At 41.4% G+C, this 20,612-nt stretch carries 15 protein-coding genes and 2 riboswitches; of the genes, 8 read left to right on the plus strand and 7 right to left on the minus strand.

The window, feature by feature from the left end:
- Nucleotides 1-315 precede the first annotated feature (315 nt).
- From ACQ4XT_RS08485 to ACQ4XT_RS08500, 4 genes are all read left to right on the plus strand, one after another.
- On the plus strand, nucleotides 316-1,257 hold the full coding sequence (locus ACQ4XT_RS08485) for an LCP family glycopolymer transferase (protein ID WP_446853302.1): 942 nt from the start codon (nucleotides 316-318) through the stop codon (nucleotides 1,255-1,257).
- Nucleotides 1,258-1,448: 191 nt separating this feature from the next.
- Complete coding sequence (locus ACQ4XT_RS08490; protein WP_446853303.1) at nucleotides 1,449-2,345, plus strand: ROK family protein; 897 nt, start codon at nucleotides 1,449-1,451, stop codon at nucleotides 2,343-2,345.
- Between the two features lie 1,412 nt (nucleotides 2,346-3,757).
- Nucleotides 3,758-4,447, plus strand: a complete 690-nt coding sequence (locus tag ACQ4XT_RS08495) for a hypothetical protein (RefSeq protein WP_446853304.1) — start codon at nucleotides 3,758-3,760, stop codon at nucleotides 4,445-4,447.
- 613 nt (nucleotides 4,448-5,060) lie between these two features.
- Nucleotides 5,061-5,621 (plus strand): DUF6241 domain-containing protein, encoded by a 561-nt coding sequence (locus ACQ4XT_RS08500; protein ID WP_446853305.1) that lies wholly within the window; start codon nucleotides 5,061-5,063, stop codon nucleotides 5,619-5,621.
- Nucleotides 5,622-5,702: 81 nt separating this feature from the next.
- Here ACQ4XT_RS08500 and ACQ4XT_RS08505 read toward each other — a convergent pair whose 3' ends face one another.
- Nucleotides 5,703-6,737: an S-layer homology domain-containing protein gene (locus ACQ4XT_RS08505; protein ID WP_446853306.1), complete on the minus strand. Its 1,035-nt coding sequence runs from the start codon at nucleotides 6,735-6,737 to the stop codon at nucleotides 5,703-5,705.
- Between the two features lie 625 nt (nucleotides 6,738-7,362).
- Here ACQ4XT_RS08505 and ACQ4XT_RS08510 point away from each other — a divergent pair.
- Nucleotides 7,363-8,334 (plus strand): C40 family peptidase, encoded by a 972-nt coding sequence (locus ACQ4XT_RS08510; RefSeq protein WP_446853307.1) that lies wholly within the window; start codon nucleotides 7,363-7,365, stop codon nucleotides 8,332-8,334.
- A gap of 669 nt (nucleotides 8,335-9,003) precedes the next feature.
- Here the strand turns inward: ACQ4XT_RS08510 and ACQ4XT_RS08515 are convergent.
- The 5 genes from ACQ4XT_RS08515 to ACQ4XT_RS08535 form a co-directional block, all read right to left on the minus strand.
- Nucleotides 9,004-10,503, minus strand: coding sequence for a sodium:solute symporter family transporter (locus tag ACQ4XT_RS08515; protein WP_446853308.1), 1,500 nt, complete (start codon nucleotides 10,501-10,503; stop codon nucleotides 9,004-9,006).
- Nucleotides 10,504-10,598: 95 nt separating this feature from the next.
- Complete coding sequence (locus ACQ4XT_RS08520) at nucleotides 10,599-11,021, minus strand: Zn-ribbon domain-containing OB-fold protein (RefSeq protein ID WP_446853309.1); 423 nt, start codon at nucleotides 11,019-11,021, stop codon at nucleotides 10,599-10,601.
- Nucleotides 11,018-12,178 carry a thiolase family protein gene (locus tag ACQ4XT_RS08525; protein ID WP_446853310.1) on the minus strand — a complete coding sequence of 387 codons (1,161 nt, stop codon included), beginning with the start codon at nucleotides 12,176-12,178 and terminating at the stop codon, nucleotides 11,018-11,020. Before ACQ4XT_RS08525 ends, ACQ4XT_RS08520 begins: the two co-directional genes overlap by 4 nt.
- Nucleotides 12,178-14,121 (minus strand): acetoacetate--CoA ligase, encoded by a 1,944-nt coding sequence (locus ACQ4XT_RS08530; RefSeq protein ID WP_446853311.1) that lies wholly within the window; start codon nucleotides 14,119-14,121, stop codon nucleotides 12,178-12,180. The genes ACQ4XT_RS08525 and ACQ4XT_RS08530 overlap by 1 nt, the downstream gene beginning before the upstream one ends.
- Nucleotides 14,122-14,141: 20 nt before the next feature.
- Nucleotides 14,142-15,296: an acetyl-CoA C-acyltransferase gene (locus ACQ4XT_RS08535; protein ID WP_446853312.1), complete on the minus strand. Its 1,155-nt coding sequence runs from the start codon at nucleotides 15,294-15,296 to the stop codon at nucleotides 14,142-14,144.
- 72 nt (nucleotides 15,297-15,368) lie between these two features.
- A riboswitch (SAM riboswitch) is annotated at nucleotides 15,369-15,476 on the minus strand.
- Nucleotides 15,477-15,543: 67 nt separating this feature from the next.
- Nucleotides 15,544-15,648, minus strand: a riboswitch (SAM riboswitch).
- 406 nt (nucleotides 15,649-16,054) lie between these two features.
- Between ACQ4XT_RS08535 and ACQ4XT_RS08540 the strand changes: the two genes are divergently transcribed.
- Both ACQ4XT_RS08540 and ACQ4XT_RS08545 read left to right on the plus strand, forming a co-directional pair.
- Nucleotides 16,055-16,270, plus strand: a complete 216-nt coding sequence (locus ACQ4XT_RS08540; RefSeq protein WP_446853313.1) for a hypothetical protein — start codon at nucleotides 16,055-16,057, stop codon at nucleotides 16,268-16,270.
- A gap of 237 nt (nucleotides 16,271-16,507) precedes the next feature.
- Complete coding sequence (locus tag ACQ4XT_RS08545) at nucleotides 16,508-16,918, plus strand: hypothetical protein (protein ID WP_446853314.1); 411 nt, start codon at nucleotides 16,508-16,510, stop codon at nucleotides 16,916-16,918.
- Nucleotides 16,919-16,995: 77 nt separating this feature from the next.
- Here the strand turns inward: ACQ4XT_RS08545 and ACQ4XT_RS08550 are convergent, their stop codons facing one another.
- On the minus strand, nucleotides 16,996-18,201 hold the full coding sequence (locus ACQ4XT_RS08550; RefSeq protein WP_446853315.1) for an S-layer homology domain-containing protein: 1,206 nt from the start codon (nucleotides 18,199-18,201) through the stop codon (nucleotides 16,996-16,998).
- A gap of 380 nt (nucleotides 18,202-18,581) precedes the next feature.
- Between ACQ4XT_RS08550 and ACQ4XT_RS08555 the strand changes: the two genes are divergently transcribed.
- Nucleotides 18,582-20,534 carry a hypothetical protein gene (locus ACQ4XT_RS08555; RefSeq protein WP_446853316.1) on the plus strand — a complete coding sequence of 651 codons (1,953 nt, stop codon included), beginning with the start codon at nucleotides 18,582-18,584 and terminating at the stop codon, nucleotides 20,532-20,534.
- The last annotated feature ends 78 nt before the right edge of the window (nucleotides 20,535-20,612 follow it).

Here is a 20,612-nt window from a genome sequence, read left to right on the forward strand (position 1 = left end):
TACTAATGATGATTAGAGAAGGTGACTTTATTACCGGGTTAGTAAATGGAATGATGCTTTCTATTCCATTATGGGGTATCCTCTTCATTACGATTTACATTTAATTCAATAGATTTTTATGAAATATTTTGCCTCCTCTTATGGAGGCTTTTTTCTTTTTAATCAATATATGTTAACAATTACAATCTAATAGAGAAGCTTTGGAAATATAATAGCATTTGGAATGATCTGTACTCTAATGATATAGTAGGGAAATATATAATTACAATTCATGACGTTTATAGCATGCAAACTGAAATATGGAGTGTATCGAATATGAAAAGTCTAAAGGTTAAAGGAAAGTGGTGGAAGATTCCCGCACTTGTGTTATTTCTTATAGTTGTTGCAGGTGGAGGATATCTTTTTAGTGTTTACAGTAGTGCTAAAAACACGGTTAATGATAAGATGCACGAAGAAGTAAAAGCTATAGATCATAACTTAACAAAGAAGAAAATAGAAAAGAAGGAACCACTACATATATTACTGCTTGGGGTTGATGAGCGTGAGGGAGATCGGGGACGTTCAGATGCGCTTATGGTCTTGTCTGTCGATCCAAACAATAATAGAAGTCAGTTGATTAGTATTCCCAGGGATACAAGGACAAAGCTTGTCGGTGACGCAGAACAATCCGGGAAAATGGATAAAATCAATCATGCCTATGCGTTTGGTGGTACAGAGATGTCCATACAAACTCTTGAGAATCTGTTAGATTTTGAATTAGATTACTATGTTCGTATGAATATGGAAGGTCTCTCTGAAATGGTTGATGCCATAGGGGGCATCACAGTTAATAATGAATTAGCATGGACTGACACAGGCTACTATAAAAAAGGTTATGAGTATAACAAAGGTGAAATTAAACTCGATGGACCTAAAACGATGGGTTTTGTCCGAATGAGGTATCAGGATCCAAACGGGGATTTCGGTCGTAACGAACGTCAAAGGAAGGTTATTGAGGGAGTCATTAATAAAGGCGCAAGTGTAGGTTCAGTTAATAAAATTGACAGCATTATGGATGTCCTTGGAAACAATGTAAAAACGAACATCGATTTTGCAGTAATGAGAGATTTACTCGTTAATTATAGAAGTGCCAGTGATAATCTGACCACCTATCAAATGACAGGGACAGGACAAAAAATCGACGGGATTTATTACTTGCAAGTGAATGAGCAGGAAGTCAAAGAGATTCACGATATGATACAAGAATATAACTCTTAAAATAAGCGAATCGACTTAGGAATAGTCGGTTCGCTTATTTAAAAACACCATAAAAAATACTCGATGCACTGGAGAGTTTTTTCTCGCTGAAAGATGTTTGTGAAAGTGAGAACATCAACGGAGAGTATGTTTAATGAGAATAAAGAGGTTATTAATCTTTTTAAGGCGATAAGAAAGAAGGGGCTCGTAGTATGAGTGAGTATAAAACAATCGGTGTAGACTTAGGTGGGACTAATTTGCGTGCAGGCATTGTAAGTTCTTCAGGTCAAATTCTTTCCGAAAAAAGTATCCGCACAGAGGCAGAAAAAGGACCAGATTATATAATCGATAATATGATAAGGCTAATTGGTGAGGTTAAGGGGAAAACTCCTATCAACTCAGTTGGGGTTGGTGCACCAGGGCCGCTTAATCCTCATCAAGGTTTGATCTTAAGTCCGCCTAATTTGCCTGGATGGGACCGAATACCGTTAATAGAAAGGTTATGTAAGTCGATCGATGTACCGGTGCACTTGGATAACGACGCGAATGTAGCGGCGTTAGCGGAGACGAGATTTGGTGCAGGAAAGAATTATTCGTCTGTTTTCTACATTACAGTCAGTACAGGTATTGGCGGTGGCTATGTACTTAACAATAGAATTCTACAGGGAGAACAGGGATATGCCGGGGAAATTGGTAATATGATTTTACAGCCCAATGGCCCTCGGTGGTCTAACCTAAACGCAGGTTCTTTTGAAGCATTGGCTTCGGGTACTGCCATTGGTCGAAAAGGGAAAGAACGTCTCGCCATAGAAGGTGGAGCCCAAGAAGTGTTTTCCTTAGCTAAAGAAGGTAATCAAGAGGCCAAAGAAATTGTGGAAGATACAGTTACATACTTAGCCATGGGAATTGCAAATTTGTCTCATATTATTAATCCGTCAATCTTTGTCCTCGGTGGGGGAGTTATGAAGGCAGAAGATCAAATATTGATGCCGTTGAGGGAAAGAGTAAAAGATTTTCTATATCCAGGCCTGAGAGAAAAAATTAACCTCCAACCTGCTAAACTTGGAACAAAAGCTGGAGTGATAGGTGCAGCACTGTTGGGTAATTAATAAGTAAGCTTATAAAGGGGGGAACACTAGAGGTTAAAAGTTCTGGTGTTACCCCCTTAATGAGAGTGTTATGAGGTAAGATAGTCCCCCTATTTTCCTTAGCTTAGGGATTACATTGTTGTGAAAAGCTAGTATCTTCAGTTAACCGGGATTTCTCCAACACTAACTTCCCTTCTTTCGCTATAGCAATCAGTACACTCACAGTGCACTATTGATAAACAACGTATCTGCATTGAAGAACATGGCGATAACACATTCCCAATCAAGTTGTGAGATGTAAAGTCGACAAATAAGGATGCCACCGTAAGCGGTGAAAGCACCATAATGATTTGCCCGCCCCCCAGAAAAACTATCGTAATAGGTGTGATGATGCCTACCTGGAAACCTACACCATATTGCCAGGACATGTGCTATGAATTATATCTACTCTAATGATTCTCCATGGACTTGTTGACCACGTACTCTTCCTAAGCTTGGAAAGTGGCGCAAGGATTCCAGATTGTCCTCGGACTCCTGTCCCTCTACTTCTTATTACAATTAACAGAGTCGATTGCCCTTCTGATCCAATGCTTTCCATCAATCATACTAATCAATTTTTATGTATATCTATTTCGACCTCCGGTTTATCCACATTTTGTGTGATACCTACTCCTGTTTTTCATTTTAAAAAATGTTTCTCAACAATTTAATTGTAAGTAGATAGGTATGGAGTATATCAACCCATTTATAAATGCATGGGGGAAGCCTTGTATTGAATTTCTCTAACGAAGAGATTTGTCCACCAATTGAGGTGAATAAATGGAATTAGCTGATCTATGTGTAGATAGATTTCTGAAAAAATCGTGACAAGTATGTTACAAAGGTGTTACAATTTTCAACGTTGTGTTTTTTGGATAATTATTTTTAAATAGTTATTTAATGGAACTAAAATGTAAATCAAAAGTCAATGGAACTTTTACGCTCGGTCTAATCGTATTTTTTATTTACATAAATTATGCACTAAGAAAACGCAAGGTGTATGGAGTTCTTATGTAAGCCCTTATCTTGATATTCCCAAAATGGCCTGCTTCAGAAAATGGAATGAAAAACGCCCGCCAGTATCCATTTGCTAACTGTTTTGGAGCTTTCCAAAACAAAAGCAAAAGCGGTTTACTTTAGAGGATGAGAGCAGGTGGCGCAAATATATAAGAACCCCAATCCTTGAAGTCACAACCCCATACGGCTATGTTTACCGCTTCTCTGTAAACGAGGGAGAATATACTTTAAATGTCGTTACTACTAATGAATTAAAATGGAAAACTTTTGTTAATAAGCTTGAGAAAATGAAGGGAAAAATAACAACGAAACAATCTCATTAAATGTACTTGAAAATGTAATAGTTGTTAAATAGAGAATGATGAGGAGAGAATCAAATGAAGAAAATTACTATAGGAATTTTCATGACGATCATGGTTGCGGTATTAGCAGCCTGTGGAGGAGAAGAAGCAAAGGGGAAAGTTGATGAGGAAAATCAAAAAGAGGTAGAAGTTGCTGTTGAAGAAGAGAAGGAAGAGGGATCAACAGAAGAAAAGGAAATAAAAGAAATCCAAAAAGATTTTGTTTTTAATAATCGTGGAGAAAGTAAAGAAGTCTCGTTTGAAGAGGTTCAAGTGCATGATGGGTTAAAGGCACAAGTATTTCTTCCACAGGGTTTTGAATTAGCGATTGATAAGAATGGGAGTATCGTTGCTGACGGAACAGGGGAATTCACCGGTGTAGAAGTCGATGTTGTAGTTTCTGATCGATTCTTTGATGAGCCGCACAAAGAGTTTGAAAACTTTAGGATTGGATTAGAAGGGAGATTAACAGGTTCAGAGGATGAAATCACAGAAGAAGAAATTAATTTAAATGGGCATTCTTTAGATGGTCAATATGGGTATGTGATCACGCTAGAAGCGGACTTCGATGGAGAAATGGAGGAATATGAACAAAAGGTATATGGAGGTATCCAAAGCGTTGATGACAAAGTCTATATCGTCGAAGTTTGGATCTATGATAGGGAATTGTTTGAGAACGATGATTTTGTTTATGGGATTATGAAAAACATCATACCAAAACAATAAAAAAGAGGGGATGACCCTCTTTTTTTATTATTTATGCCGATAGAATGGACTGTATTATTTTGAGGTCAGTCCTTTTATAAAGATAATTCTAGGAAGATTTTCAAAAAGGATTTTGATTAAATCTGCAACTCTTAATTCGTAGAGCTATTCCTTTTCTGAATAATTGTCTATGTAGCTTGGACATGGTCGAAAAATATGAGAGTTCCCGATAGCACACATGTAGTCAGACCCATGGTGTTGAGATTATTGGAGTTCATGTTGTGAGTGCAACAAGAGTGCCATCTTTGGAACATGTGAGCCCTAGTGTCAGGCAACATAGATAGTATAATGAGAAATAAAGTAAACATTATGATTTTTTTTCATTCAATTACCGTCTTTTTTTCTAATAAATTCGTCTAATTATTAGAGGGGGCGGCTTTTTCATTTCATCTGGTAGGAATTTGGTGCATTGAAACTATGCAATACATAAGTTAAGGAAATAAGTACAAAATCATAGAATGTACTTACTATGAAAGTATTAGCGTTAACATATGAACGATTATACGACGAGGTTAATGGCCGTATTTGAAGTGAACAAAGAGGCGTTGATACACGGCTAATTTACAAATTCACAATGGAATTAAACGATAAAAAGGGGATGGAGAACTATATGTTGGATAAAATTCTAAAATGGTCATTGTATTCGTTGGGGGCAATATCTTTTATTGTGATTGGGGTGATTGTTTGGCTTGTTTTTTCGGGATTTCAAGCAGAAAGTGATTCCATGACGAAAGAACAAGAACAGGTTATGAAGGAAGTCAACGAACCAACGGAACAAAAAGAAATAAAAGCAGTTGAAGAAGACGGTATTCCTTCCGAACGGTCTTTTATGCAGGAACTACACGAAATGACGCACCAAAAGGTTCGAGCAAATGAAAAGCACGGAAGCCAGCAAATGACGTCGGAACAAATTGACCGTATGCTTGGAATATTGAAGTCAGTTGAAGAAACCGAGGACCATTACGAACATTTCGGTTTTTATAAGAAGTCGTTGGAAGCATGGGACAAAGGTGACTTCTCTAATGCCGTGACTGTTCACAATACCATTTGGGAATGGCAAAACGGCACGATCGGAAGGGCGACTGGCCTTATGAACGAAGAAGAAGAACGTGAATATATCCAGCGGAACTTCTAACAAACAACTCTTTAAAAAAATCTACTTTCCAGATAAAAAACCGCTCCAAAGTATTGTGGCTTTGGAGCGGTTTATTAAACTTTAATAAAGTAGCACACCATCTTCCTTTTGAGACTTCATGTCGTAAATCTTCCATTTTCCATCTTCCTTATAGAAGCGGTAGGTCCCAACCTCCGAGATGGAGGAAGTCCAAACTTTACTTCCATTTCGTTCATAAGGGAAAGTCACCGTTCTTTCCACTTCCCCCTGGGTGATTTTCACATCAGCGAATCGATTGGCAACATGAACGGCATCTCCTTGTTTCGGAGTAGTCACATCATATTCCACTGATGTACCATCTTCCATTCCTTTGATGTCGTATGAAATGCTGATCGATTGCATCGTTCCATAATACCCAGTGGTCCGGTCTTGTGTCGCTTTTAACTTTTCATAATCCTTCGTTTCAAGAGCAGACGTCCATTCATCGGATAATTGGTGAATGAGGCTTAGCAGATATTCTTCCGAAGGAGCATCACTTTGTTCTTTGTCTAAGGCACGCTTGATCATTACAATGGATTCTGCACGATTTGCGTTTCGGTTTGGCTTGAATTCTGTCGGGGATACCCCGTGAATAATACCGACTTTACTCGCCTGATTGATCGCATCTAATGCCCAGTGATGAGATACGTCTTCAAACGTTTTGACAGATCCTTTAGAAAAGTCAATGCTATCTTCCGTCGCTCGAATAATGATGGAAGCTATTTCTGCTCGTGTAATGGGCCGGTTTGGTTCGAACTTGTTTTCTCCGCTCCCATAAACGAGTCCATGGGAAGAAGCAATACGGACGTTCTCTTCATACCACTTTCCTTTAATATCTTTAAAATCCGTTCCACCATCTACTTCCTTCAGGTCTAAAGCCCGATTTAGGATGGCTACGAATTCTGCGCGCGTAATCGACTGGTATGGTCGAATTTCTCTTCTCCCATCCGACAATTCATACCCCTCAACAAGAGAAGCTTTCGCAAACTGATCCAGTTCTTCATACGCCCAATGCCCCTCAATATCGATCGGTTCAAATGGATAAGCATGAGCTTGAAGGTTAGGAATCAAAAAGAAAACCATAACTACAGACGTCATAAACACTAATTTTTTCAAAACATTCATCCTTTATATATTTTTTGAAAGGGAATTGACTCCTAAATAAATAGGAGGACTGCCATTCAAAGAGTGCTTTCATTGATATATTCATAGGTCCTATTATTTATTTAAGGTACAGCGACAACAATAGGTTGATATGTAAAGGTAAAGTACTAAAAAATGACAAGAAGAGCCACGGACCAGATTAGCACAATCATCGCCTTTTTACAATCCATCTTTCCTGAGGATAACACCTTCCGCATCATCATTATTTAGAGGTAATTTTACTTGTTTTTTAATAGAATTTATATGCTTAATTGTTCCTATCATTCTGCCCACATTGTTAAGTGCAATGGAGCTTTTGAAGCGTATGTTGTGGGTGACACCTTTGGGCATGGAGGCTAGCGTCAGACACTATGAAGTTTATAGATCATAGATTTCTAATTTGATACAAATGGTATATTATTCTCTCCTTAAAACTACTGAGAGCTAGTATAGCTTCAATGGTAATAAGGAGAAAAACAGAGGATTTGTTACACAGTTGTAAAATAATGTCGAAATATAGTGTGCTACGATAGTAAAAGAGAAAAAAATTCATTCATACATAATCGGGAGGTACAATCTTTTGGGGAAGAAATTTTTCAGTGTCGTGTTAACAAGTCTTATGGCCATGGTCTTATTTGTACCACATACACAGGCAGCATCCGTCTCAGGCGATGAAGTAATCAAACTTGCAAAAGAACATCTTGGAACGCCATATCAGTGGAGTGGAGAAACTCCCGCTGGGTTTGATTGTTCCGGATTTACATACTACATAATGGACAAAGTAGGAGTCGATCTTTCAAGGGGTTCCTATGATCAATATAAACAAGGGACCTATGTATCGAAATCAAATCTACAAAAAGGGGACTTGGTTTTCTTCTCGGGTACATATAAACAAGGAATTTCACATGTAGGGTTTTATATCGGAGACGGGAATATGATTTCGGCTACTAAAAGTAGAGGAGTTGCCATTGACCCCGTCTTTTCTGGTTATTGGGGAGATAAGTACACGGGTGCCAAAAGGTTTTTACATAACAGTTTTTTCAATGATGTATCCAGTGATTACTGGGCTTATGATGAAATTAAACAATTAAATAATGAAGGAATCATCAATGGTTATTCTAATGGGAATTTTGGACCTACAGATAATGTCACTAGAGCACAAGTAGCTATGATGGTGGGCAAGTCATTAAATCTTAATCCTTCTTCTTCTGCCCAATTCAAGGATGTTTCTTCTGCACACTGGGCATATGATTACATCAATGCGGCTGTGAATGCTGGTCTGATCACTGGTTATGAGAACGGTGCATTCAAACCAGATGAAGCGATTACCAGATCTGAAATAGCAGCGATCATCAATAGAGCTTTCGAATTCAGCACTAACAGCAATTCTTATCGTTTTAAGGATATGAGCTCTTCTCATTGGGCCTATGATGATGTGTACGCATTAGCTTCGAATTCCATCACTTCAGGATATAATGACAACACATTCCGCCCTAATCAGGAAGCAACTAGAGCTGAATTCAGTGCTTTCTTATATCGTGCTTTAAATTAAAGCATTTCACAAATATCTATAACTCAAATGGTTGATGATTAAACCTGTTTGGTTAGGCTGGGTATCGGACAAGGTATTGAGTTGAAGGGGTTTACTACGTAGGTTTATGGTCGCAGGCATTTTTACTTGCGGTTTGGTCATATATAAAAAATCCTAAAATCATTATAGAAATATTAAACATACAACGATAGCCCCCACTTCTTATCTTTTAAGAAGTGGGGGCTATTGCTGTTGAAACTAATTAACAAAGTGGGCTTCTGCTTATGGTGTGGTTTTACTTTAATGCTTCGCTTCTAATTATGAAAAATAGTACTTGTATGTGGATTGATTGTACCGGGGCTTTTTTAATAAAACATTTATCTCTCGAAATAATAAGAGAGAAGGGAGGGAGGGATAATCATGGCGAAAGGAAACAAAAAACTTTCGAATAAAAATGCACAAATTCATGATCGTAAAGAAGAGAAACAGCCGAGGGAAAAACGTTAATAAAAGTACTTCTTCTTAAGAGTGCCTTTTCTAACACTTGGGTGCTAACATTTGTAGGGAAATAAAGTGATTGATTTGGTGAGGTAGATCACCGTATGATGGCGTAACACCATAGGAAATGTTCTATGGTGTTACGTACTTATGTCCTAAAAGAATAATATGTGAGGGTATGTCTGTATCTGGTTAACTAGATTTCTCCAACACCAACTTTTCTTCTTTCGCTTTAACCGTCAGTACACTCACAATCCCCATAATGACAAATGCCGCAGCTGCACTAAAGAACATGGCGATAAAAATATTTCCGATTAAGTTAAGAGTTGTAAAGGTTACATACAAGGAAGCCCCCGTAACCACAGCTGCGATGGCGCCATAATGATTCGCCCGGTTCCAGAAATACCCGAGGGTAATCGGCGCGATAATCCCGGATATGATCGCGGAAAAGCTGAATTGAATCAAGAAGGCGAGCGACTCTGGTCTTTCTAATGAGAAGTAGAGGGACAGGAGTCCGACGACAATCAGTGACCCTTTTGCGACTTTCAACGATTTGTTGTCCAGTTCTTGAGAGGACATTTTCCTTGATATAAAGAATGGTGCGACAACACGGTACAAGTCGTTCCCGATACTTGTCGTGATTCCTAAGTACAAGCTGTCTGTGCTGGATAAAATCGCGGAAATGATTCCGACGATCATGATAGCTGCGATGACACTCGGGAAAGCCTCAATGACATAGGTAGGAATCGCTGCATCGGCACTTTGTAAGCTCGGGAAAAGCACGCGGGCGGCGAGTCCGCCGAGCACCATCAGTGTAGAAATGATGCAGAGCACCAACCCTGCAGATAATGTGAATGGAGCCAGGTCTTCTTCTTTTTCAATCGACAGCACTTTGTTCAACAGGTGTGGCATCAATACGAAACTGAAGAGGAGGAACTGCACGGCCATGATAGCGAGCGCACTGTTATAGGGACCGCCGTCCGCAATGGCTGCAGTCAGGTTCGGGTCGATGCTATTCAGGCGGTCGGTCAGCACACCAAACACGTTCCACCCTCCACCAATCGTCCAGAAAAAGGATAAGACGATGAATACTGATGTAATTGCCATTAGAATCCCCTGGATGCCGTCCGTGATGATTTGCGCGAAGGCACCTCCTAGACCAATGTAAAGAATCGTGATAGCTACACCGATGATGATGCCCCAGAAGTAGGGGATACCGATGACGGTTTCAAAGATGGTCGCAAGTCCGACATTTTGTCCGACGATATAATAGACATTGAATAAGATCAGTAAAGAGACGATTGCTTGCAGGGCTTTCGAGTTATAACGTTTTCCAAGCCATTCGGGAAGTGTCGACACATGACCGAATTTCTTCCCGTAACGCCAGAATGTTTTGGCAAAGAGAAGCAGTCCGACCCAGGAAACGCCAAAGCAGCCAAGGGTGTACCAGAGCACGGCGGTCCCGTGTTCGTAGGCGAGGCCTGGGACTCCGATGAATAGGTTGGCACTGGCGTAAGAGGTGGCAAAACTTGCGCCGACAAGCCAGGGGCTCACTTTTCCGCGGGCGGTAGCAAATCCGGACATCGACTGGCTGTGCGCTCGCCCTTTTTTACCCACCCACGTCACAGCGGCAAAGTAAACAACTAATAAAAAGACCACGGTCCATAACAATACACTGGAACTTGTAAGCATCGTTTATCGTTCTCCTTTCTTCGTCGTGTAAAAATTCTTCCATATAAATAGTCCGAGTAACCAGAATAAAGCAACAGCGATGAAGTAAGTAAGAATCATATCGTTTCCTCCTGTTTTTTGAAAAATGGCAAGGGGTGTGGTCCGATTTCACTGATTTCCATTTCGACTTTTAGGTTATGTTTTAAGTTATCTTCTTCTACTAATACATGCGTCAATAGGGAAGGTCCTTCTTCAAGAGCGACGACGCCGACCACATAGGGCGTATGTTCCTGCCACGCTGGATGTCCGGCCCGATGGATGACGCTCCATGTTTTCAGCTTCCCTCGTCCAGAAGCTTTTTTCCAAGTTAACGAATCATGAAAACAATGGGGACAGTGCTCGCGAGGGTAGAAAATCCATTGCTCGCACTTGTCACATTGCTGAAGACTGAGGGTTCCGGCATGGATGCTTTCCCAGAAAGGCTGACTAACAGGTGTAATCGTAGGACGTGGCAGAGAAATGTTCTGTAGTTGGCTCATCGTTCTCCTCCTAACACAAGGGCTGTCGTTTCGCTTAATGTGGCTCCGTTTCCCGTCACAAGGGCTTGTCTGGCATCAGGGATTTGACGGTTTCCAGCTTCGCCTCTCAATTGATGGACGGCTTCCACGACGTGTGACATGCCGCCTGCTAAGTCTGCCTGACCGAAGCCCAGCTGGCCGCCATGCGTGTTTAATGGATAATCTCCGTCATGACCAAAGCTATGGTTTTTGACAAAATCACCGAACTGCCCTGGCTTACATAGACCGGCACTCTCAAGGGTTGTGGCAACGACACTTGTATAACAGTCGTATAGTGAGAAAAGGTCTATGTCTTCCACATTCGTACGCGCTTGTTCAAGCGCCCTGGGGATTGAATAGTTGAATGGCAGAGCGTCTATACTTGGCGCCTGGCTGACCGCCCGGTGGGTGATCTTTTCACCAGCTCCTTTCAAATAGACTGGTTTATGCATCCCTTCGGCAGCTTTTTCCGCTGATGTTACGACGACGGCTGCTCCACCGGCGACAGGCATGACGATTTCCAACAGGTGAAGCGGATCGGCAATCATCGGAGAGGCAAGAATATCTTCGACTTCGACGGGCTTATCATAAAAAATCGCATCCGGGTTTAACTGGGCATTCTTCCTGTGCCAGTAAGCGATTCTTGCGAAATCTTCCTGGGTGGATCCGTATTCTTCCATGTGCTGTCTTTTTAAGAGGGCATAGGAAGTATTGGCTCCCGATGCCCCGAAAGGCACATCAAATTCACGGATCGGATTGCGGTTTGGAGATCGTAATGTTTCTCCTTTTTCATTTTTGTTAGCTAGAACACAGACGACGGTTTCGCACATGCCGGCCTGGATCGCTGCGGCTGCTCTCCAAATCATCCCTGGCCCGGTCGCTCCTCCGAGATCGACCGTATTGGACATATTGGGCTCGATTCCTAAGTATTCGGAAACCGTCGCCGGCACATGTTGGGGTGTCTCCCCGACTTGTGGTCCGACGAGGAGGCCGTCGATGTCATCCTTTGAGATGCCGGCATCCTGGATGGCGAGACGGACGGATTCTACAATCGAACTTAAGGTCGTTTTTCCTTCTGAATAACGGACGGGCTTCAGCTCACCGATTCCGATGATCGCCCCTTGGGTTTGAGTGGCCATTACACGAACTTCCTTTCTGAGAGCTGACGAAATGCTTGTAAACTGGATGGATTACGTAAAGATGCTTCGTTTTTCACTTCTTTTCCTAAAGCGGCTGTTTTCGCTGCTCCTTCAACTCTTTTTCCATTGATGGTATGGGGGATATCTTCCACTTGATATATTCGTTTCGGTACGTGCCTTGGAGAAGCTTTCGTCCGGATTTGCCGGCGTATTTCTTTTGCTAATTCATCTGTCAGATGTTCCGTGACGACACAAAGGATGATTTCTTCGTCATGTTCTATCGGTAATCCGAAGACGACGCTATCCATGATTTCTTTGATATGATCGACGACTCCGTATATTTCTGCGGTACCGATCCGAACGCCGCCTGGATTCAAGGTCGTATCGGCACGTCCATAAATGATGAACGATTGGTCGATGGTCTGTTCGGCTAAGTCTCCATGTGTCCAGATTCCAGGTCTTTTGGAAAAATAGCTCTTGCGGTAGCGTTCCTCTCCACCTTCTCCGAAGAAGGTAAGCGGCATGCTCGGGAATGGTTTCGTGCACACAAGGTCGCCTTTTTCTTCGTAGACCGATGCTCCTCGCTCATCCAATACATCCACCGCCATCCCTAACGCTTTGCATGCGATTTCGCCTTGCTTCAGAGGATGAACGGGAGAGCCCATCACAAAACAGCCGATAATTTCTGTTCCTCCTGAAATGGATGCAAGGAACAGATCCTGTTTGATGGCTTGGTAAATCCAGTTGTATTGCTCAGGTGCTAAGGGAGCCCCGCAGGATAGCAGACTTTTCAAGGAATCAAGCGAATGACTATTTTTCAGATCTACGCCTGCTTTCATTAATGTATCGAGGTATTTAGGACTTGTACCGAAATGGGTGATGCCGACTTCATCCGCAATGTCCCACAAATGGGTGAGGGAATCCTTTCTTACGGGAGAGCCGTCATACAACAGGATGGCCGCTTCACTGGCCAACCCAGAAACGAGCCATGGATACATCATCCAGGCGGTATTGGTGTACCAGAACAACACATCATTTTGCTGGAGATCGCAATGGAACTGATGCTCTTTCACATGTTGAAGCAGGGTGCCGCCGACCGAATGGACGATTGCTTTCGGCAGCCCCGTCGTTCCCGATGTATATAAAATATATAAAGGGTGATTGAAAGGAACGGATTGGAACGTTGGCTCTACTGCATCATTGGTGCAAAGCTTGTTCCAAGAAAGAGATTTAATTCCTTCGATATTTGTCTCTCCTCCGAAAGTGACAAGTGCAGACAGTCCTTCGAGGTGCTCCGTCGTCTGCTTGATTTTTTCTTCGATCTGGAATGGCTTTTGCTTATATTGATAGGAGAGAGTAGCGATCAATACTTTTGGTTTCACCTGACCGATGCGATCGACGATTCCTTTCGTCCCAAAGTCGGGGGAACAGGAGGTCCATGTCGCCCCGAGTGAAGTGGTCGCAAGCAAGGCGACCAACCCTTGGATATCGTTCGTCGTGACCCCGGCCACACAATCGCCTTCCTGTACACCTAATCGCTTTAACCCTTCCTGAGCTTTGGCAACGGATTGCCTTAGCTCATGTAAAGTGACGCTTCGTTGAACGCCTTCCTCATTTGCTTCATAGGCAACGATTCGATTAAGAGAACCGCGCAGCAGGTTTTCAGCGAAGTTCAACCGTGCTTCCGGAAACCAGATACTATCCGGCATGGAAGGACCTGGGACAAACACACGGTCTCCCTTTTCTCCGATAATTCCCGCATAATCCCACACCGCTGACCAAAATTCAGTAAGGTGGGAAACGGACCAGCGGTGGAACCGTTCGTAAGGGAAAAGCGGCTGGCCGGTATATTCAGCAAAAGCTTTGATATGCGATTGTTCTATTCGTTCGCTCGATGGTTCCCATAGGTAAGGGGAAGGCTGAGCTGTGATGGTTGTACTCATTGGGTTTGTCTCCTTTCGAGTTATGAATGAGGAACTTCAATTAAGATGGCCATTCCCTGGCCGCCACCGCCGCAAAGGGAAGCGATGCCTTTTCCTCCGCCGCGCCGTTTCAGTTCATGAGCAAGGGTCAAAACGAGCCGGAAGCCTGTGCCGCCTAATGGATGACCAAGAGCGATCGCGCCACCATTGACATTGACCCGGTCATAATCGATGCCAAGATCCCGGCAGCTCGCAATCACGACACTGGCAAAAGCTTCATTGATTTCAAATAGATCGATATCTTCGGTCGTCAATTGGTGTCTGTCTAATAGTTCCTGGATCGCTTGCGATGGTTTGGTTTGTAAACTCGGATCTGGTCCGGCAATCTCTGACCAGTCGATCATTTCGGCAAGAGGATTCTGTCCGAGTGATTCTGCTTTCTCTTTGGTGGTAACGATCCCAATACTCGCCCCGTCCGTCATTTGAGAAGCGTTGCCTGCCGTAATCGTGCCTTCATTGGAAAAGGCGGGGGAGAGGCTGGATAACTTTTCGACTGTCGTTTCTTTGCGGATGCCTTCATCTTCCCCGAGTAATCCTGTAAAAGGAGCGATTTCAGGTTGGAACCATCCTTTTTCCTGAGCAAGAGATGCTCGTTGCTGGGATAGAGCGGCATACTCATCCTGTTCCTCACGACTGATTTCGAAGGAGCGGTTTTTCTCATCGGTGAGAGCTCCCATCGAGACATCGGTTAAGGCGCACCATAAACCGTCGTTCAGTAACGTGTCTTTGAGGATGCTATGACCGAGTCCTGAAGAAGCACGTACAGGAGCGGTATGAGGAGCGTTCGTCATCGAGTCGAATCCACCGACGATGTATAATTCTCCCTCGTTCAATTGCAGCCTGCGGGAGGCATCCGCGATTGTAGCGATTCCTCCTAAGCAGACATTGTTCAATGTGATAGCGGGTGAACCGATGTCTACTCCTGACTTATAAGCGACTTGCCGGGCAGGGTTTTGGCCACCCCCAGCCTGGATTACTTGGGCAAGAAGCACACCATCCGCCTGTTTGACTATCGGATTTCTCTCAAGTAGAGCGTTTAGCGCGTGCGATCCAAGTTCTGCTGCGGATTTTTTCTTCAAAGCCCCTTTCCACTTTCCGAAAGGGGTACGGATGCCATCTAAAAGTACAGTACTCATCTATGTAGCCACTCCTTTTTCTAAAATAGAAAGAGCCCTCTTCACAAGAAATAAGAAGAGGGCTCTTGGCTCTTCTTATCTTCCAGGAACATCTCCTGCAGGAATTAGCACCTTATCAAGCTAATGCTTGATGGTTGCCGGGCGTCAACGGGCCAGTCCCTCTGCCTCTCTGGATAAGAAATAAGTATTTAATTGGAAAATATAAAACCTCTCTATCAAGGATAGAGAGGCTCGAGATTATGTAAATCTCTTATCTTCCTGAGCGTTCACTCAGTAGGATTTGGCACCATGCTATGAATATAGCGGTTGCCGGGTTTCACAGGGCCAGTCCCTCCACCTCTCTGGATAAGATGTTCTTTCGTTATTTGGTTAAGTGCCATGTTAGCAAGGGAAAGGATCAGTGTCAATGCATTTTATAGAAAAGTGTGAAAATTAATTTTATTTGGTGCCTAATCTCAAGCGTATTAGAAAACGAAAAGACAGCATAACAGCAGGGGGTTTCACTGGTGTTTCATATCTTTTTCGACTTTATATGTGATTATGTTTTTTGAAGCTTATGTGTTTGATCATTACCTAGGTTTGTTCTTAATTGTAAAAGTCGTTTTCTAGGATAAGCAGGAATTTGGATGAATCGTGTAGTAAATATGTAGTACAAGAATCTATTTTAATTCTTGTCATCCTCGCTATTCCTAACATTCAAAAGAACCTGACGAATGAATGCAGAAGCGAGGAAAGATTTCAAATAAGGGGGCATACACATGGCAGAAGTATCTTCGATGAAGCAGGCCGTTGATGTTTTACTTAAAAAGGGATTATCCAAGCGGGAGATCCTAACCAATGTAGATAACAGCCATTTCCCGTTTGAGGATGAAGAAGTTGTGATGACTTTTATTGATCTACAAATCGAGTGTTCCTCTGATGATGAATTTAACAAGTTGGTCGAGTATTTATATGGATTTAATTTGAAACAATAATAGATTCCCCCTCCACCTTTTTACAACTTAACTCAAAGTGTAAGGAAACTGTAGGAAAGCGAAGTACTATGGTTTAATAGGTGTTGTTGGCTTCTCTAATCGTATTAGCGAACTGAAGGATGGCGTAGTATCGAACTCCTTGTGGGTGATACTACGCTATTTATTTTAGGTTTATTCATATGTATTGGTCTTCTAGATGACTTAAGGTCAGGAGGGATATTCACAGGAGGTAACTATATGATTAAAAAGATATTCTTTTACGTATTCATCATTTTCGCTCTTAGTGCTTGCAGCCAACACAGCGTAGCAGATGAAGCCCTTATCATACTAGAAGAGGTGCAAATCGCTATCACAGATCAAGGATTGGTTCTAGAGGATGCAGATTTACCAAGCTTCAATGCTTTCACTAGAGAGTTAAACGGTGTTTCGCCCGAAGCATTTTTTATAGATGGTGATACACTTTCTATTTATGTATTTCCATCTACAGATGAACGAAAAGAAGGAATGGATGATTTTGAAGAAAAATCAGCTGCAGCTGGAGTCGTTGAACACGAAAAGTACACGCATAAAAACATCTTGGTATTTTATGAACTTGGAAATGAGGAAGTGGATAGTAAACTAAAGTCAGCAATAAATGGATTAGAGTAATCTTAAAAATGATGAAATGGAAACAGCGTAGCATCCTATTTAGGGTGCTACGCTGTTTCTGTTGAGAAAGGGAATGTTTAAGGATTGTAATAATAATCAGGATCATTCATGAAACGGTCAAAGACATTCCATCCTTGTTGGTCTTTGACTTCATAGGTTGCTGTATTCGTGGCTGCTCCATTTTCAAAATTAATTTCCCAATCATTAATAAAGAATGACCAGGTTGAATTGTTATAAATAATGGTTTGGAAATGGTTTTCTTTTACATGCTTGATTCCGTCTTGTGCGAAGCAGAACATAGAGTTATCTGTATCCATAACTCCAATTCTATTCATCTCTCCATTTTTAGCATAGAATAATTGTCCACACGTCACATTGGAGCTCTGAACTTCTGTTGCAACTAATACATCAGGGTTACTATCAAGGACATACAAATTTTCTTGTGATTCGTTGTAAGTAAAGTCCCCAATGGCAACTTTTTGATCCATCGGCGAGGAGTCGCCTAGTTGTAATGTCATTTCATAATAGCCTGAATAGAGAATGTCCCCTTCGTTGGCTCCAGCCCAAGGCAAGTCATTGATTGTCGTTTTCTCATGATCTGCAAAGACCCGAAGTTTATAAGAACGGTGAAGGCCGTCAAACGAAGTTTCCAATCGTGCAGGTGAACCTGGTACACGAAACTCTGGATTGATAGTCGCACCTAACACTTTGGCAAATGCAGCACGCGTAATATCATTTCCTGGTTTGAAAGTTCCATCCGTGTATCCGCTAATAATCCCTTTAGAATTTAAGTCCAAAATACTTTCCTGTGCCCATGGGAATGTATGGTCATCACTAAATCCCTTAGGGTTTCCTTCACGATTAATGGAATACGCACGGTCTACAATGAGAGCCACTTCAGCTCGAGTTATGTATGCATTCGGTTTAAAAGTTTGGTCTGGATATCCAGAAATGATTCCTTTTTCATACGCGACACGAACCGCATCCGTATAATACTTGCCCTTTGGAACGTCCACAAATGGATTGCTTTGTTGCGGAGCAGTTTCTGAATATAAGTCTTTGATCACCATTAAGGCTACTTGGCCCCGAGTCACTTCTTCCTTCGGTTTAAATGATCCATCGGGATAGCCGCTGATGATGCCATGATCGCTTAAATACAAGATCTCACTCTTGGCCCATGGTACCTGATCTAAATCCGGGTATGATTCCGAAGCGCTCACTGTGAGTGCTGGAATAGTCATGAGTACAAAGATTGCGAAAAATAATAAAAAGATTTTTTTCAAAGTAGTCCCTCCTTCTTTAGTAGGTCTTATTATAGTAGATAAGTAGATGAAATGGTAATTTTGGACTGTTCTTCTTTATAAATTATAATCAGGAGTGTATATACACCTTTCTGTATTCCGTTATCTTCCATTTTATTAATCATTTAGTGCAAAATGCACACTTCCCCTTAGTTACATATGCTCCTTCTGTATGGTGTGTTCTGATATTCGATGTTTCTTTTTACAGGGGGAAGGGTCTAATTGGCAGAATGGAGGAGTAAATATTATTGGCAAGATATTATGTTTAATCTTACCAGTTCCTTTACAGGTGCCTTAATTTCGAATGATTATGACGAACAGATGTAGAGAGAATACATTTTAAGAAATAATGGGGGATGCACATGGGTATTGAGACCTCAATCATCAACTTAGTTTCTAATGGGGATTTTAGTGGGGGTACAGGAGGTTGGCGAAGTATTGCAGCTGCGATCACCTCATCTTCAAGTAATGAATTATCGTTTGTTGCCTCCAATAATCGTGGAAGGGTTTTTCAGACCATTGATTTTCCAGACGGTCATTTAATCTACAGGAGTGCTCAAGTGAAGTCTACGTCTAATTTAGTTGCTTTAGGAAGGACATTTGACCCCCTCAAGTACCATACGGGTAGTGGTTCATATGAGAGGTTATCTCATGTGGATTCACAATCTAATTTGAAGTACGTGTCGGTATTTGATAACAGGAATGGCGGATGGGATACGGTTTTTGTGAAAAATGTTATCGCTATTGATTTGACGGCTTCATTTGGTTCTGGTAATGAACCAAGTGCAGAAGCAATGGACTCACTTCTTTTAACGCTTTTTGAGAATGGTTGGTTTGATGGCGAAAAAAATCTTTCGTCAACGAATAAAGATGATATAGAAGACTTGGATACTAGAATAACAGCTAATACGAATTCTAAGTGGGAAGTAGTGAATATAAAGGAACAATTTGGTGCAGTTTCTGATGGCCCTGATAATTCCCAGCCGTTTCAAGATGCCATAGATTATGCAAGAACGAATAATCTTCCATTATATTTACCCCAGGGAGATTACAATCTAGCTGAAAGTATTAATATTGATGGAATTACGCGTATTGTTTTCGAGGGAACAGTAAATATGGATTCAGGAAAAGTATTAGAAATCAGCTACAACTCAAACTTCGCTCCTGTAGACTGGAGATTCACAAATATCAGGGGTGGGAAGTTGAGGTTAGTGGGTTTGAATTCTTCCAAGATAGAAGTATTAAAGGCCGACGAATTAGAACTTTATGCTTATGGCGACATACCTGGTAAAGATTTTATTGCTTATAACACCTTTATACTTGGAAAGATAGATACGTTTACAATGGATTCACAAGGAAATGCGGACGGGTGGATCAATGAGAATAAATTTTATGGTGGTCGATTTCAGCTTCTTTCCATTAATGGTAATTACAATCATAATAATAATATTTTTTATGGAACGATGCTTGAGAATTTTACTCTGAATTTGGTAAATGGAAGCTCTAATTATTTTTATGACGTTAGGATGGAAGGGACGAATAGTATAACGTTTGGATCAGGATCGTCTAATAATGTTTTATATAAGAGTTATTTTGACTCCCCATTTGAATACCTGAGAGATACAACGAGTATTGAGTACACAGATTTTGGAATTAATAATCATGTCATTTCTAATATTGACACGTTCTTCAGGAAAGAATTGATTTATCATCTTAATCATTATTCTGCCAATTACCAACTGGAAACATTGACTAGGAATGAATCGGATTTAACGATTAAAGCATCGAATGTTCCATTATTTGAAACAGACTTCATTGAATTAAGGAGACCTATTTCATTCATTACAAAATCAAACCAGGATTTATTCGAAATATATTTATACGCTTATGATGAAGATAAAAATATAATCTTAGAAGAACAAACAAACTTTACATCATTAGCAGGCGGGCTATTCAATACAAGTACTGGAGCGTATAGCTTTGGTGCGAATGTTGGTACTAAATTTACTGGGGTACCTGCTGTTCCAAACGGGGTAGTTAAGTATATCAAGTACCAAGTAAATACGGGAAATGGCACCACTGGAGATTCTTTTGAATTTTTGAAGGTTGAGAAATGTGAATCCATCAGGGATCATACAATTATTGATACCGTCAATAAACATAAAAGGTGGTCCAGTTTAACTATGCCTTCTGAAGGCTACTGGAGAGATGGTGACATTGTTTGGAATACTGGAGGAGATCAAACCGTAGCATTTTGGAGGCGAGCTTCCAATGGATCATCACACGTTTTGAATATCGACTGGATTGCTCATTAACGCGCTAATGGAATGGACTAAAAGTAAGATTTGACTCTGCGGAGTCTTTTTTTTATGGTCTCATCCTTAATTCACTAA

The sequence above is a fragment of the Halobacillus sp. 12SKB genome (assembly GCF_052941655.1).